Genomic DNA, 14,746 nt, shown 5'->3' with positions numbered 1-14,746 from the left:
GGGTCGAAGTCGCTGAGCCGCTCCACCCGTCGTTGACGGCGCGTCGAACGGGGTGCGGCCCCTCGCGGGAGGGACCGCACCCCGGAGCCTCAGGGCCGGGCCATGGCCGGCGGAGCGGCGTTGGTTCCCCAACTCGTCGGCTTGTCGGAGAGGTTGATCGTGATCGTGCCGGAACGGAGCAGGTCCTTGTGGGACAGCCAGCTCTGGCGCACCTTCCCCTTGCCGGTGTCCACGGAGGACACGTACTGGAGCTTCGACGCGTTGGCACCCGGGGCGTCGATGCTGATCGCGCGTCCGTGTTCAGGCCGGATCTCGACCTTCTCGAACATGGGCGCGGTGATCACGTAGGTGGCGGAGCCGGGCTGGGCCTCGAAGATGCCGGCCATGGCGAAGACGAGCAGCGAGGAGGTGGCGCCGAGGTCGTCATTGCCGGGCATTCCGTACACGTTGTCGGTGAAGAGCGTCCGCATCGCGCGCAGCACGGCGGAGGTCTTCCACGGTGCGCCCGTCCACGTGTACATCCACGGTGCGTGGAAGTCGGGCTCGTTGTTGGGGTTGAACGCGAAGTTGTTGTGGTAGTCGTACGCGCCGGTCACCCACGAGTCCGAAGCCGCCTTCGCCGGGTCGGTGAGCACGGTCGGCATGTCGAAGAACTTGTCGAGCCGCTGCTCGGCCTGTGAGGGGCCGCCCATGAGCCCGAAGAGCGTCTGCGGGTCCTGCTGCGCGAGCCATTCGTACTGCCACGCGGTGCCCTCGTGGAACGCGCCGGCCTGGGCGGGATCGGGGTCGCCGGCCACGGAGCCGTCCGCGTTCCTGGCAACCGGGAACCCGGAGAAACCCTGCGACGTGACGGTGGGGTCCCACAGCTTGGTGAAGTTGTCGCAGCGCGAGGCGAGCGTCGCGGCCTTGTCCTTGTAGCCGAGGCCGCCGGCCATCGTGGACAGCGCGCAGTCGGCGAGCGAGTACTCCAGTGTGGCCGAGCCCGACTGGCGGCTGTCGCCGTACTTGTACCCGGGCAGGTTCTGGTAGCCGACCCAGCCGTTCTTGACGTACGTGGGGTTACCGTCACGGCCGCGGAAGATCGACTGGTCCGCGGGGACCTCGTTGACGTTCTTCCACAGCGCGTCGAAGAGCTGGCTCGCGGTGCGCTTGTCGAGCAGGCCGCGGTTGTAGATGTCGACGATCCACGGGGTGACGGGGTCGCCGCTCATCACGTTGGTCTCGCTGTTGCCGAGCGCCCAGCGCGGCAGCCAGCCGCCGTCCTGATAGATGTGCAGCACCGACTTGGCCATGTCTGTGGCCTTGTCCGGGTTCAGCAGGTCCACCAGCTGGTTCTGCGAGCGGTAGGTGTCCCAGAGCGAGAACATCTGGTAGTACGTGGAATCTGCGCGGTGCACTTGGTCGTCGAAGCCGCGGTAGCGGTTGTCCACGTCGGACCCGATCGACGGGTGCAGCAGCGAGTGGTAGAGCGCGCTGTAGTACGTGCGCTGGTCGGCGGTGCTGCCACCGGCCACGCGCATCCGGTTCAGCTCCTCCTGCCAGGTGCGGTGCGCGGCGGTGCGGGCCCTGTCGAACGACTTCGGCTGCTCAGCCCTGCGGTTGAGGCGCGCGCCGCCGATCGACGTGTAGGACAGGCCCACCGAGGTGCCGACCTGCTTGCCCTTGGCCGGGTCGAAAGTCGCATAGGCGCCGGCCCGCTTGGTGCCGCGCGATGCGTCGCGCTGGTTCGGGGTGATGGTGCCGTCGGTCCAGGTGCCGAAGCTTGAGAACTTCCGGTCGAACTTGGCACTGAAATAGATCCGGTAGCGCTCCTTCCCGGTCTCACCGCAGAAGTTGCCGCCCTGGAGCCAGCCTTCGACGGTGTCGTTGCCGACGACGTGGACGTCACCGGCATAGGTGCTGCCGTTGCTCTCGCCGGTCTCGATGAGCACGTTCTCGGGGCCTGATCCGGCGGGGTACGTGTAGCGGTGCTGGCCGGTTCGCTGCGTCGCGGAGAGCTCGGCCTGGATGCCGTTGTCGAACTTCACTCCGTAGTAACCCGGCGCGCGGGTTTCGTTGTCATGGCTGAACTTCGCACCGTACTGCGCCGGGTCGGACGACGTGACCGCACCGGTGGTCGGCATGAAGCGGAAGTTGCCCATCGTCTGACAGCCGACGCCCGAGAGGTGCGTATGGCTGAAGCCGAGGATCGTGTCCTGCTTGTAGTCGTAGGAGGCGTACTGGTTGAGCTGCGTGTCCGGGCTCAGCTGCACCATGCCGAAGGGGACGGTGGCGCCCGGGAACGTCGTCCCGTCGCCGTTGTTGCCGATCGAGGTGTCGACCAACGTGGTGGGGTCACCGGCGAACTTCGGTGCCCGCTCCTTGGCATCTGCGACGCCGGGGGTGGCGGATGCCGCGGCCACGGCCATGGCGAGCAACAAGGCGGCGAACCCGCGTGTCCATGCTCTCATCGCGATCCTTCCTGTGACAACGTTGTCAATCCCCGCGATCTTTGCTCCTGGGCACTGCCCCGTCAATCCAGTTGACCGCAAGAGTCGATTTGCCCCGGCCTGGAAGCGACCGTGGACGACGGCGGGCGTGCCGACGGGGCCGGAAGGTGCAGGGCCCCGCTGATAAACTGGGGGCACGCTTCGAAACCGCTGGGGCCCGTACCGTGGGGTACGGGCCCCGGCGCGTTCCGGGCACCAGACCGAGGAAGGTTCCCCCATGAACGCGAAGCCGCCGGCCCCGAAGGGCGAACTCACCACGCCGCAGGGGGCTGCCCGTAGCCTGCCGCCGGTCGAGTCCTTCGACGCACTCGGGCTGCCGCCGGAGCTGACGGCGACGATGACCGGCCTCGGCGTGACAGAGCCCTTCCCGATCCAGGCGGCGACCCTGCCCAACGCGCTGGCCGGCCGTGATGTCCTCGGCCGCGCCCGGACCGGATCCGGCAAGACGCTTGCCTTCGGGCTTGCGACGCTGGCGCGGACGGCAGGCATGCGAGCGGAGTCGAAGCGCCCGCTCGCACTGGTCCTGGTGCCGACCCGGGAGCTCGCGCAGCAGGTGAGCGACGCACTGGCGCCCTACGCGCAGGCACTGAACCTGCGGCTGGCGACGGTGGTGGGCGGGCTGGCGATCAACCGGCAGGCTGCGCTGCTGCGGGCCGGCGCCGAAGTGGTCGTCGCGACGCCGGGGCGGCTCGCCGACCTCGTATCGCGCCGCTCCTGCGACCTGCAGCAGGTGCGGATCACCGTGCTGGACGAGGCGGACCAGATGTGCGACCTGGGGTTCCTGCCGCAGGTCTCGGAAATCCTGGACCAGGTCCGCCCCGACGGACAGCGGCTGCTGTTCTCGGCCACGCTCGACCGCAATGTCGACCAGTTGGTGCAGAACTATCTGCACGAGCCGGTAGTCACTTCGCTCGACCGGGTGGCGGGCTCGGTCGCCACGATGGAACACCATGTGCTGAACGTCCACCCTGCCGACAAGTATGCGACCGCGACCGAGATCGCCGCGCGGGACGGCCGGGTCCTGATGTTCCTGGACACCAAGGCCGGCGTGGACCAGTTCACCCGGCACCTGCGGGCCAGCGGCGTACGGGCCGGCGCCCTGCACAGCGGGAAGTCGCAGCCCCAGCGCACACACACGCTCGCGCAGTTCAAGGACGGCGAGATCACCGTGCTGGTGGCCACCAATGTCGCGGCGCGAGGCATTCACATCGAGGCGCTCGACCTCGTCGTCAACGTCGACCCGCCTGCCGACGCGAAGGACTACCTGCACCGTGGCGGGCGTACGGCCCGCGCCGGGGAATCCGGGAACGTGGTCACGCTGGTCACCCCGAACCAGCGGCGGGACGTGAACCAGATCATGGCCGACGCCCGGATCCGGCCGACCGTCACCCAGGTGCGTTCCGGCGAGGAGAAGCTGACCGCCATCACCGGGGCGAAGCGCCCGCCGATCGAAGGGAAGGGCAGCGGCAACGCCCCCTTCCGTGGCATGGGCACGCGTCCGGGCCGCGCCAAGGAGACCCGTAGAACCGCCGACGCCCGCAAGACGGCGGAAGCGCGCGCGGCGGCCCGGGTACGCAAGGGCCGCTGACCCGGACGGACTTACCGTAAGCACCGGCATGGCCCTGAGCGTCCTCCCGGTCCGCAGAAGACACCCTCGCTGAACGCAGCGCACCGCCGTCCGCCTGTTCCGCCTGTTCCGCCTGTTCCGCAGCAGAAGCGCGGGCTGCTTGAGATCGAGCTGTGACCGTACGGGGTCTTGCCTTGCCATTGAGTTCAATGATGCTATCAAATGACAATAGCGCGAGGGGCTACGACAGACCGCCCGGAGCCCAGCCGGAACCGGAAGGACAGGCTGCTCAACTCCGCTTGATTTTGGTTGATTTCAGGGCGCCGTGAAGTCGACGGATCCCGTCGGAACGACCTGTGACCGCCACACCGAACCTCACCGCACGGCCCCGTAGCGCGACGCGCCGGTGGCCGATGTCCGCTCGAAGGAGCGTCAGATGTTCCGTTCATCCCGCCGGCCCGTGGCCGTTGCCACCGGCCTGCTGCTCACCCTCGGTCTGAGCACGGCGTGCTCCTCGGGCAAGGAGGCCGCCCACGACGAATCGGTCGCCAAGGTCGACGGCAAGATCTCCCTCACCTACCTGCAGAAACAGGGCGACCAGGAGTACTTCGTCGGCGAGGCGGCCGGTGCCAAGGCGAAGGCCAAGGAGCTCGGCGTCAGCCTGAAGGTCGTCAACCTGGGCAACGACGCCAACAAGACAGTCAGCGAAGTCCAGTCCGCCGTCGCCCAGAAGACCAGTGGCCTCATCATCGTCGTCCCGGACCCTGCCGTGGGCCCCCAGGTCGTCCAGACCGCCAGGGACGGCAAGGTCGCGCTGCTGACGTCCGACGACCAGATCTGCACCACCGGCCCCGATCCCGCAGCCTGCGGCAAGGACGACCTGGTGCCCCGAATCGGCTTCAGCGGCGCCCAGATGGGCACGGAGGTCGGAAAGCGCGCCGCCACGGAGTACAAGAAGGCAGGCTGGAAGGCCGCCGACACGCGTGTCGTCTCGGCGTCGAAGCAGGACGTCACCGTGTGCGGTGACCGGGTCGACGCGGCCAAGAAGGCCTTCGACGCCGCAGTTCCGGGCGTGAAGACCATCGACGTGCCGACCGACAACACCCCCACCGGAGCCCAGGACAAGATCGCCGCCACGATCACCGCCAACTCCGGTGTCAAGAACTGGGTCGTCTGGGGCTGCAACGACGAGAACACCATGGGCGGGGTCACCGCGCTGCAGAACGCAGGCATCAGCCCCGGCCATGTCATCGGCGTCGGCCTGGGCGCCTACCTGGCCTGCAAGGAATGGCAGTCCGACAAGCCCTCCGGCATGAAGGCTGCTCTCTTCATCAACGGCAAGGACGTAGGCGCCCTGGCCGTCCAGACCATGTACGACAAGCTCAAGAACGGCAAGGCATTCCCGCAGGAAGCCTTCGCCCCCACCACGATGGTCGACCAGGCCACTTGGAAGAGTTCCGGCCTCACCTGCAGCTGACCCGCCCGGGGCCTGCGGCTGCCCCCGCGACACCGCCGGACCGGCGGCACCGCCCCGCTCCCACTGCGGATCTCCCGACCACACGTGCGCCACGCCTTCGAGGTGAACTGACACATGACCAGCGCGTCCCCTTCGACCGCCGGACCGGACCCTTCCGGGGTACGGCCCGGAACAGCACCGCCGTCCCACTCCGTCGGCGTCTCGGACCTCACCAAACGGTTCGGTGCCGTGCAGGCGCTCGGCGGAATCACGCTCGACTTTCCGCGCGGTCAGGTGACCGCGCTGATGGGCGAGAACGGTGCCGGCAAGTCGACCCTGCTCAAGATCCTTACCGGCGACCACCAGCCGACCGAGGGACATGTCCTGATCGGCGGCGAACAGGTCACCCTCGCCTCCCCCGCCGACGCGCGCGCCGCCGGAATCCGGATCATCCCGCAGGAGCCGGAGATCATCCCGCACATCACCGTCGCCGAGAACGTCTACGCCGGCGCCCTGCCCCGCAAGGCCGGCAGGCGTTTCGACAGAGCCGAACTGCGCCGCCGGATCCAGGCCGACCTGGCGCGGCTGGGCTTCACCGAGGTCCTCGACCCCGACCTGCTCGGCTCACAACTCACTCCCGCTCAACGCCAGTTGGTCGAGATCATGCGCGCCCTGACCGGCAGCACCACCGCGACACTGATCGCGTTCGACGAACCCACCTCCTCCTTGGCCGAGCACGAGGTGGACGCGCTGTTCGCCCTGATCCGCCGGCTCCGGGACCAGGGCATCGCGATCGTCTACGTCTCGCACCGCATGCAGGAGATCTTCAAGCTCGCCGACCGTATCGCCGTACTGCGCGACGGCAACCTGATCGGCGTACAGCAGGCAAGCGCCACGAACGAGGGCGAACTGGTACGCCTGATGGTCGGGCGCGATCTCTCGACCATGTTCGTCCGGCAACGGGTCGCCACCGACCGGCTCGTGCTCGACGTCAAGAACCTCACCACCGACGACGTGCGCGACATCACGCTCCAGGTCCACGCCGGCGAAGTCGTCGGCCTGGCCGGGCTGATCGGAGCCGGCCGCTCCGAACTGGCGCTGGCCCTCGCCGGCGATCTGCCCTTCCACAGCGGCACCGTGACGCTGGACGGCGTCACCCTGCCCTCCGGCAATCCCGGAGCGGTGATCCGGGCCGGCCTCGGACTCGCCCCGGAGGAACGGAAGGCCCAGGCCCTCTTCCTGCAGCAGACCATCCGGGAGAACACCTCCCTGGTCGTCCTGGACCGGCTGCGGCGTTTCCGTTTCGTGCGGCGGGCCGCCGAGCGTGCGCTGGCCCAGGAGTACGCCGACCGGCTCCGGGTGCGCACGCCGTCGATCAACCACGAAGTGCGCAAACTCTCCGGCGGCAACCAGCAGAAGGTCGTTCTCGCCCGGTGGCTGGCGCGCAGGCCGAAGGTACTGGTCCTCGACGAGCCGACCCGTGGCATCGACGTCGGCGCCAAGGCCGAGATCTACCAGATCATCGCCGACCTGGCCAAGGAAGGCGTCGCCGTGCTGGTCATCTCCTCCGAACTCACCGAACTCCTCGGCCTCGCGGACCGGGTGGTGGTCATGCAGGGAGGCCGCATCACCGGCGAACTCCCCCACGACGAAGCCACTGAAGAATCCATCCTCGCCCTCGCCATGGCCGACGACATCGCCAACGCCAGCACCCCCGGAGCCTCTTCATGACCACCAGCACCTCCTCCCCCGCAGTCAAGGGGACTCCTGGCAGCCCGGCCTCCTCCCGGCCCGGACTGCTCGCCGGTATCAGTGGGCAGAACATCAGCCTCGTCGGCGCGCTCGTCCTCGTACTCGTACTGTTCGGGGTCCTCAACGACAACTACCTCAGCCTGTCCAACATGCAGGTCATCGCCGAAGCAGCCACCATCACCGGTCTGCTCGCCATCGTGCAGACCGTCGTGATCATCTGCGGCGGACTCGACATCTCCGTCGGCTCGCAAGCCGGTGTGGCCTCCGTGGTGAGCGCCATGGTCTTCACCACCACCGGTACCAATGCCCTCCTCGGCATGGCAGCCGCCATCGGTGTCGGACTCCTCATCGGTGTCCTCAACGGCCTGATCATCGTCTACGGCCGCGTCAACCCCACCATTGCCACCCTCGCCGGTCTCGCTGCCTACAAGGGCCTCGCCCAACTGCTCTCCGACGGCCGCGCACAGGGCTACGTCCTCAACAACGACGTCTTCATCTTCCTCGGCCGCGGCAAGATCGCCGGACTCCCCGTCATGGTCTGGATCCTCATCGTCGTCGCCCTGCTGGTCCATCTCCTCCTCAAGTACACCGACATCGGCCGCAACATCTACGCCATCGGCGGCAACGACACCGCGGCCCGCCTCGCCGGTATCAACATCAACAAGTACCTCATCTGCGTCTACGCGCTCATCGGCACCGTCGCCGCCGTCGCCGGCATCCTCCTCACCGCACGCACCGGCTCCGGCCAGCCCACCTCCGGCAGCGAGGGCCTCGAACTCAAGGCCATCACCGCGGCGGCCCTCGGCGGCGCGGCGCTCAAGGGCGGCAAGGGCGGAATCGGCGGCACCCTCCTCGCCGTGGCACTTCTCGGAGCCCTCGAGAACGGCCTCACGGTCCAGGGCATCAACTCCTTCTGGCAGAACGTCGCCCAGGGCGCCCTCCTCGTCGTCGCCGTCGTCATACAGCAGCGCCGCAGCGGCGAGCGCGCGGTGGGCCTTCCCGGCTGACGCCGCCCGCCGAGCCGCAACACGGAGATCCCCGGCACGGCCATCCGTACCGCCACCCGTAACCCACTCAGCAGCCAGGTCGCCAAGAAAGGCTTGACGTGACGTCCTCTCACCGCCGCACGCACGAAGTCCCCCCGGACACCGCCACAGCGTCCAGTGCGTTCACCCGTCGCAGCGCCCTGAAGGGCTTGGCAGCGGCCGGAATCCTCGCTGTCGCCGGCGATGTCTTCCTCGCAGCGCCTGCCGGTGCGGCTACGGCGCCGCCCGTGATTCCGCCCCTGCCCAAGACCGTTTCCGGGGTACGTACTCCGCTCGTCCCCCTCACATCGGGATGGCGCTGGACGTCCAGCCCCCCGGCGTCGTTCTGGGCTTCCGGCACCGATACCTCGTCGTGGCACCCGATCGACGTGCCGGGTGAACCGGCACTTCAGCACGAGACCGTGCCCTCGGACACCGAGTGCGCGTACACGATGACGACAACTGTCCCGGCGGACTTCGCGGGCAAGCGCGTCATGCTGCGCTTCGACGGCGTCTACAGCTACGCCCGCCTGTGGGTCAACGGAACCGCCGTGCGTACCCACGACGGCGGCTTCACCACCTGGTACGCCGACATCACGTCCCTGGTCACGCCGGGCCGCAAGGCCGTCGTCACGCTCGGCGTCACCGACCGGCCGACCAGTATCGCGGGGCAGTCCGACTACGCTCACCACATCATCGGCGGCATCCTGCGCGATGTGACGCTCGTGGCCCTGCCCCCCTCGTACCTCACGAGGCTGCACACGGACACGACATTCGACTCCGCCTACAAGGACGCCACGCTCACCGTGACCGCTGCCGCCGCGTTCCGGACAGGCCAGAGCGGAACAGTGGAACTCGCCCTCACCGACCCTGCGGGCCGGCCCGTCGCGATCAGGCCGTCGAGGATCACCCTGACCGGCGCGGACGCACAGCAGCAGGCCGTGATACCGGTCAAGGCTCCGCTCAAGTGGGACGCGGAACACCCCCACCTCTACACCCTGACGGCCACCTTCACCGCCGGCGGCGCGACGCAAACGGTGACCCGGACCGTCGGGTTCCGCGAGGTCGAGGTCGACGGCAACCAACTGGTGGTCAACGGCAAGCCGGTGCATCTGCTGGGCGTCTGTCATCACAGCATCACCGAGAAGCAGGGCCGTTCGACGAACCCCGCCATGGAGGAGCAGGCCGCCCGCCTGTACAAGGAGGCAAACTGCAACTTCATCCGTACCTCGCACTACCCGCCGACTCCCGCGCTGCTCGACTGCGCCGACCGCCTCGGGCTCTACGTCGAGGTCGAGGCGCCGGTCTGCTTCCAGCAGGCCACCGTCGACGATCCCGCCTACACCGACCAGTACATGACGCAGTTCGCCGAGATGATCGAGCGCGACCGCAGCCACGCCTGTGTGGTCGAGTGGTCCGTCGGCAACGAGAGCGGCATGGGGCGCAACTTCGCCTCGGAGAACACCTATGCCCATGACACCGACCCGTCCCGCCCGACGCTCTTCGAGGACATGCAGCAGCAGAACGGCGGCAACCAGACCGACATCTACAGCGGCCACTACCCGAACCTCCAGAACGCCAACGGCAACGCCGACCAGCCCATCCAGTACGACGAGTTCGCCCATGTGCCGTGCTACAACGTCGCGACGCTGAAGACCGACCCCGGGGTGCGCGACTACTGGGGCCACAGCATCGCCAAGCTCGCGGCCAAGTTCCGCAGCACGGACGGAGTCGTCGGCGGCGCCATCTGGGCGGCCATCGACGAGGTGTTCCATCTGCCCAACGGGCCGGTCGGCTACGGCGAATGGGGCATCATCGACCTGTGGCGGAGGCGCAAGCCCGAGTTCTGGCTGACGCAGAAGGCCTTCTCCCCGGTGCAGATCACCGACGGGGTACTCACCGGTCTGACGGCGGGAAGGTCGATACCGGTCCGGGTCGAGAACTGGTACGACCACAGCAACCTCGGTGAGCTGGACATCCGCTGGCAGATCGGCAGCAGGTCCGGCACGCTCAGAGGCGTCGACATCTCTCCCAGGCAGAGCGGCACGCTGACCGTGCCGGCCGGCCACTGGTCGCCGGGCGACACGCTCCGGCTCACCTTCCGGCGCGGTGGGACGCTCGTGGACGAGTACCGCCTGTGGCTCAACACCCGTACGACACCGTCCTTCCCGTCGGACCGCGGCACGACCCCCACGGTCCGCGAGACCGCGGACACCATCACGGTCACCGGAGTCGACGCTCCGTTCGTCGTCGTGTTCGACAAGCACACCGCCCGGCTCACCGAGGCATCGGCCGACGGCACCAAGGTCCTCACCGGCGGCCCGGACCTGGTGATCTCCCGCACGGTGCCCGGTCAGTGGGCGGGCACGTCGGCGACGGTGGCCACGGCCGGCGGCCAGGTGACCGTCACCCTCAAGGGGCGCTTCGGCACCATCGACACAGCGATCGAGGTGACGGTGAGCGCCCGCGGCCTGCTGACGACGGCCTACACGATCGCCGATCCGCCCTCCGGCCAGGTCAGCGACGTCGGTATCCGGTACGTCCTCGCGGACCGGACGGACACTCTGAGCTGGCAGCGGGACGCCCAGTGGACGGCGTACCCCGACGACCACATCGGGCGGCCCACCGGCACCGCGGCCAAGGTCCGGGCCTCCGGCACCGACGGGTACCGTACGCGGCCGGACTGGCCGTGGGCGCAGGACACCCACAGCTACTGGCTGTTCGGCAAGGACGGCGCCGCACACTGGACCAACGACTTCCGCAGCACCAAGGCGCAGGTCAGGACTGCCAAGGTCACCACCGGCAAGGCAGGACCGGGTGTGCAGGTCGAGTCCGACGGCACCGACTCGGTCCGGCTGGCGCCCGTGGAACCGGCTCTGATCGACGACGCGTCCTCGGAGATCGTCTACACCGGCGCCTGGACCCACGCGGACGCGAGCGCGGACTACACCGCCGGCGACCTGTTCGGTACGGAGTCCTTCACCGACGCGGTGGGGGCGACTGCGGAGCTGACGTTCACGGGCACCGCCGTAGGACTCCATTCCGCCACGGCGGACAACCTCGGCATCGTGAAGATCTCCGTGGACGGCGGGCCCGCAAAGACGGTCGACCTCTACGGATCAGGGAAGACCCCTGCTCAACTCGTCTTCCGGAGCGCGCAGTTGACCTACGGCCGGCACACCGTCACGGTGGAGTGCACCGGCACCAAGAACGCTGCTTCGAAGGGCACCTTCGCGCTCATCGACGCCTTCCAGGTGGTGAACCCGGTCATCGGCACCGCCTCCGGTCAGGTCGTCCACAAGGGGGCGTGGACGCATGCGGACCCGTCCGCGGCACCGGCGAGCGGCGGCCCCGGTCACACCGGGTCCTCCAGCAGAGGCACGGGTGACACGGCGACCGCGACGTTCTGGGGTACGGGCGTCCGTGTCATCTGCTCCAAGGGACCCGGCCGGGGCATCGCGGAGGTCTCGGTCGACGGCGGGGCGGCCACCCGGGTGGACCTCTACGCCACCGACGAGCAGTCCCAGCAGCGGGTGTTCGAACGCACCGGACTGGCCGACGGGGAGCACACCGTGACCGTGCGCGTGACCGGCCGTAAGAACAGCGCGGCCACCGGCGCCCAGGTGGCACTCGACGCGTTCGAGGCACTCACGGCGGACGAGTTCCCCCAACAGGCCCCCGGTGTCGGCCTGATCATCAGTGCCCGCATCAACTACCCGGACCTCTCCTGGGGGAACTACACCGATCCGGCGATCACGCTGCCGGCCGGCTGGAGCGGCACGGCACGGCTGCGGCTGCTGCCCTGACAGCCGTCCCGGCCGCATCACGGTCCGGGGTCGTGACCGGTCCCCTCGCGGTGGGCGGTCACGACCCCGGCCGTAAGGTCTCCAGGAGTTCGTCCTGATCCCGGGGACCGGAACCCACTTCCCACAGCATCCCCGCGCCCCGCGCGGATCGGAGGACCGAGATGATTGATCTGACGGACGACGTAGTGCTGGTCACCGGCGCGGCCCGCGGCATCGGCGCCGCTGTCGCCACGGCGGTGGCCACGGCCGGCGCCCGGGTGGGTCTGCTGGACATCGACGGTGACGGCGCACGGAGGACAGCGCGCCGTATCGGTCCGGCAGCGGGCTGGGCGGAGTGTGACATCACGTGCGAGGACCAGGTCGGTGACGCCGTGGCGGCACTGCGCGAGCAGCTGGGCCCGGCGACGGGTCTGGTCAACAACGCGGGGCGGAACTCGTACGCCGACATCGTCTCCATGACCACCCGGCAGTGGGACGAGGTGTTCGGGGTCGACCTCAAGGGTGCGTGGCTCATGGCGCGGGCCGTCCTGCCCGGGATGACGGCCGGAGGCCGGGGCGCGATCGTGAACATCGCCTCCATGCACGCCACGATGACCTGCCCCGGCATGTTCCCCTACGCCTCGGCCAAGGCCGGGCTCGTGGGCCTGACCCGCAGCATGGCCCTGGAGGTCGGACCGCAGGGTGTCCGGGTCAACGCTGTCAGCCCCGGTTACATCGAGACCGACCTGCTGGCCGAGTACTTCGACCAGGAGCAGCCCGACGTCCGCCAGGAGGCGGTGGCCAAACACATCCTCGGCCGCCTCGGCACCCCCGAGCAGGTCGCGTCCGTGGTCACGTTCCTCCTGTCCGACGCCGCGGGGTTCGTCACCGGTGCGGACTGGGCCGTCGACGGGGGCGTGTCGGCACGGTTCGCCTGACCGCCGTACCTGTCACGGGGTGTCGGTGGAGACGACGTAGACCCTTCTGGCGTGCGGGAGGGTCCGGTCCACCGTGATGTCGACGGTCGGCTGCGGCTGTTTCTGGGTGAAGGTGGTGCCCGCCCAGTCCCGGCTCTCCGGGAACTTCCATCCGACCGTCTTCGCATCGCGCGGGCTGATGGTGACCCGGCCGTCCTTGAGCGCCGCGGTGCCGGTGCCCACCGAGTTGAGGAAGCTGTCGACACCGGCCTGGTCGGTGGTGAACTGCACGTACAGCCTGCTGACCTTCCAGTTGCTCGTCTGGAAGTACCAGACCCCTATGGCCTTCTCCGGGATCGGTACGTCGAACGTGCGGCGCTGCACCTTCGAGGGCCAGCCATGGGTGAGGCCGGTCGCCATGGCCTCCTTCTCCTTGTCCCGGCCGCTGTCGCGGCTCTGCTCGGCGGAGATGGCCAGGTAACCGGCGGGGATGCCGATGAGCAGCACGATGATGATCGCTGTCAGCCAGCGGCGGCGGATCATGTGCCGTCTGTCCTCCGGGGACTGCCCGCCGTCCCCGGAGGTCGACGGCTGTTGCAGGAGGGGGGTGGTCATCACGGGGATCCCTGGGTGGTGCGGGTGGCCTTCGCGTACCGCTCGTACCGCTCCACGCGGCGGCGGTTGGCCCTGCGGAAGCGCCGGGCGATCAGCCTGGAGAGGTCGGCGGCACCGACCATACCTGCCTCGGGGCCCAGCTGCGCCTTTGTGATCCGCGCCTCGGGGCGGTAGCCGCGGCCGGTGAGGTGCCTGCGGAAGGCGTCGCGGGCGGGTGCGATGAGCAGGTCGTCGGCGGCGCTGACGCCGCCGCCGATGACGAAGCAGGACGGGTCGAGCGCGGCGGCGAGGTTGGCGATTCCGACGCCCAGCCACTGGCCGATGTCCTGGAAGAGCTCGACGCACATGGCGTCGCCCTCCCGGGCCAGTTCGGTGATGAGCGGGCCGGTGATGTCGGGGATGTTGCCCTTGACGCGGTCGATGATGCTGTGCGCGACCGGGGAGTCGGCGGCGGCCATCTCCTTGGCTTCCCGTACGAGCGCGTTGCCCGAGCTGTACTGCTCCCAGCAGCCGCGGTTCCCGCACGGGCAGCGGTGGCCGCCGGGGACGACCTGCATGTGGCCGAACTCACCGGCGACGCCGTACTTGCCGCGCTTGACCCGGCCGTCCTCCAGGATGGCGCCGCCGATGCCGGTACCGAGCGTGATCATCACCAGATGGTCCTCGCCCCGGCCCGCGCCGAAGCGCCATTCCGCCCAGGCGGCGGTGTTGGCGTCGTTGTCGACCATGACGGGAACGGCGAGACGGCCCTGGAGCGCGTCGCGCAGCGGTTCGTCACGCCAGGCGAGGTGGGGGGCGAAGAGGACCTTGGAGCGGTCGGCGTCGACCCAGCCGGCCGCTCCGATGCCCACGGCGTGCACGTCGTGGCGGTCGGAGAGGTCGAGGACCAGCTCGACGATGGTGTCCTCGACGACCTTGGCGCTCTTGGACTTGTGCGGTGTCTCGGTCTTGATCTTCTCCAGGATGACGCCGTCGGCGTCGACGACGCCCGCCATCACTTTCGTACCGCCGATGTCGATGCCGACGGTCGGGACGCGGGGCGCGGTGAGGTGCGAGCGCCGCTCGCGGGTCCCGACGGTCCGCAGGACCGTGGCGCGGGCGGAGCCGCGGTGCGCGAAGTCACGGTACGTACTCATCGGG

At 69.0% G+C, this 14,746-nt stretch carries 9 protein-coding genes; 6 read left to right on the top strand and 3 right to left on the bottom strand.

Going from position 1 to position 14,746, the window contains the following annotated elements:
* Positions 1 to 89: 89 nt before the first annotated feature.
* Positions 90 to 2,450, bottom strand: a complete 2,361-nt coding sequence (locus OG709_RS30430) for a GH92 family glycosyl hydrolase (protein ID WP_326693724.1) — start codon at positions 2,448 to 2,450, stop codon at positions 90 to 92.
* A 256-nt stretch (positions 2,451 to 2,706) separates the two neighbouring features.
* Here OG709_RS30430 and OG709_RS30425 point away from each other — a divergent pair, with 256 nt between their 5' ends.
* The 6 genes from OG709_RS30425 to OG709_RS30400 all read left to right on the top strand — a co-directional run bounded on the left by OG709_RS30425 (position 2,707) and on the right by OG709_RS30400 (position 13,012).
* A complete protein-coding gene (locus tag OG709_RS30425) occupies positions 2,707 to 4,077 on the top strand; it encodes a DEAD/DEAH box helicase (RefSeq protein WP_250306576.1) in 1,371 nt (456 codons plus the stop codon).
* Positions 4,078 to 4,492: 415 nt separating this feature from the next.
* Entirely contained in the window at positions 4,493 to 5,533 is a 1,041-nt protein-coding gene (locus OG709_RS30420) for a substrate-binding domain-containing protein (protein WP_250306575.1), read from the top strand.
* A 114-nt stretch (positions 5,534 to 5,647) separates the two neighbouring features.
* Positions 5,648 to 7,243, top strand: a complete 1,596-nt coding sequence (locus OG709_RS30415) for a sugar ABC transporter ATP-binding protein (RefSeq protein ID WP_250306574.1) — start codon at positions 5,648 to 5,650, stop codon at positions 7,241 to 7,243.
* Positions 7,240 to 8,271, top strand: a complete 1,032-nt coding sequence (locus OG709_RS30410) for an ABC transporter permease (RefSeq protein ID WP_266646061.1) — start codon at positions 7,240 to 7,242, stop codon at positions 8,269 to 8,271. Before OG709_RS30415 ends, OG709_RS30410 begins: the two co-directional genes overlap by 4 nt.
* Before the next feature lie 98 nt (positions 8,272 to 8,369).
* Positions 8,370 to 12,095: a glycoside hydrolase family 2 TIM barrel-domain containing protein gene (locus OG709_RS30405; RefSeq protein WP_329168417.1), complete on the top strand. Its 3,726-nt coding sequence runs from the start codon at positions 8,370 to 8,372 to the stop codon at positions 12,093 to 12,095.
* Positions 12,096 to 12,256: 161 nt separating this feature from the next.
* Positions 12,257 to 13,012 (top strand): SDR family NAD(P)-dependent oxidoreductase, encoded by a 756-nt coding sequence (locus OG709_RS30400; RefSeq protein WP_250306571.1) that lies wholly within the window; start codon positions 12,257 to 12,259, stop codon positions 13,010 to 13,012.
* 12 nt (positions 13,013 to 13,024) lie between these two features.
* On the opposite strand, the gene OG709_RS30395 is transcribed toward OG709_RS30400, so the two are convergent.
* Positions 13,025 to 13,606, bottom strand: a complete 582-nt coding sequence (locus tag OG709_RS30395; protein ID WP_250306570.1) for a hypothetical protein — start codon at positions 13,604 to 13,606, stop codon at positions 13,025 to 13,027.
* Positions 13,606 to 14,742 (bottom strand): ROK family glucokinase, encoded by a 1,137-nt coding sequence (locus OG709_RS30390; RefSeq protein ID WP_250306569.1) that lies wholly within the window; start codon positions 14,740 to 14,742, stop codon positions 13,606 to 13,608. Before OG709_RS30390 ends, OG709_RS30395 begins: the two co-directional genes overlap by 1 nt.
* Positions 14,743 to 14,746: the final 4 nt, after the last annotated feature.

The sequence above is a fragment of the Streptomyces sp. NBC_01267 genome (assembly GCF_036241575.1).
In the GTDB taxonomy this organism is placed as follows: Bacteria; Actinomycetota; Actinomycetes; order Streptomycetales; family Streptomycetaceae; genus Streptomyces.
The sequence above is the reverse complement of the archived record's forward strand: the minus strand, read 5'-3'. Positions and strand labels throughout refer to the sequence as shown.

Coding starts and splice junctions, on each gene's coding strand:
- OG709_RS30430 (WP_326693724.1), bottom strand. CDS start 2,450: ATGAGAGCATGGACACGCGGGTTCGCCGCCTTGTTGCTCGCCATGGCC.
- OG709_RS30425 (WP_250306576.1), top strand. CDS start 2,707: ATGAACGCGAAGCCGCCGGCCCCGAAGGGCGAACTCACCACGCCGCAG.
- OG709_RS30420 (WP_250306575.1), top strand. CDS start 4,493: ATGTTCCGTTCATCCCGCCGGCCCGTGGCCGTTGCCACCGGCCTGCTG.
- OG709_RS30415 (WP_250306574.1), top strand. CDS start 5,648: ATGACCAGCGCGTCCCCTTCGACCGCCGGACCGGACCCTTCCGGGGTA.
- OG709_RS30410 (WP_266646061.1), top strand. CDS start 7,240: ATGACCACCAGCACCTCCTCCCCCGCAGTCAAGGGGACTCCTGGCAGC.
- OG709_RS30400 (WP_250306571.1), top strand. CDS start 12,257: ATGATTGATCTGACGGACGACGTAGTGCTGGTCACCGGCGCGGCCCGC.
- OG709_RS30395 (WP_250306570.1), bottom strand. CDS start 13,606: ATGACCACCCCCCTCCTGCAACAGCCGTCGACCTCCGGGGACGGCGGG.
- OG709_RS30390 (WP_250306569.1), bottom strand. CDS start 14,742: ATGAGTACGTACCGTGACTTCGCGCACCGCGGCTCCGCCCGCGCCACG.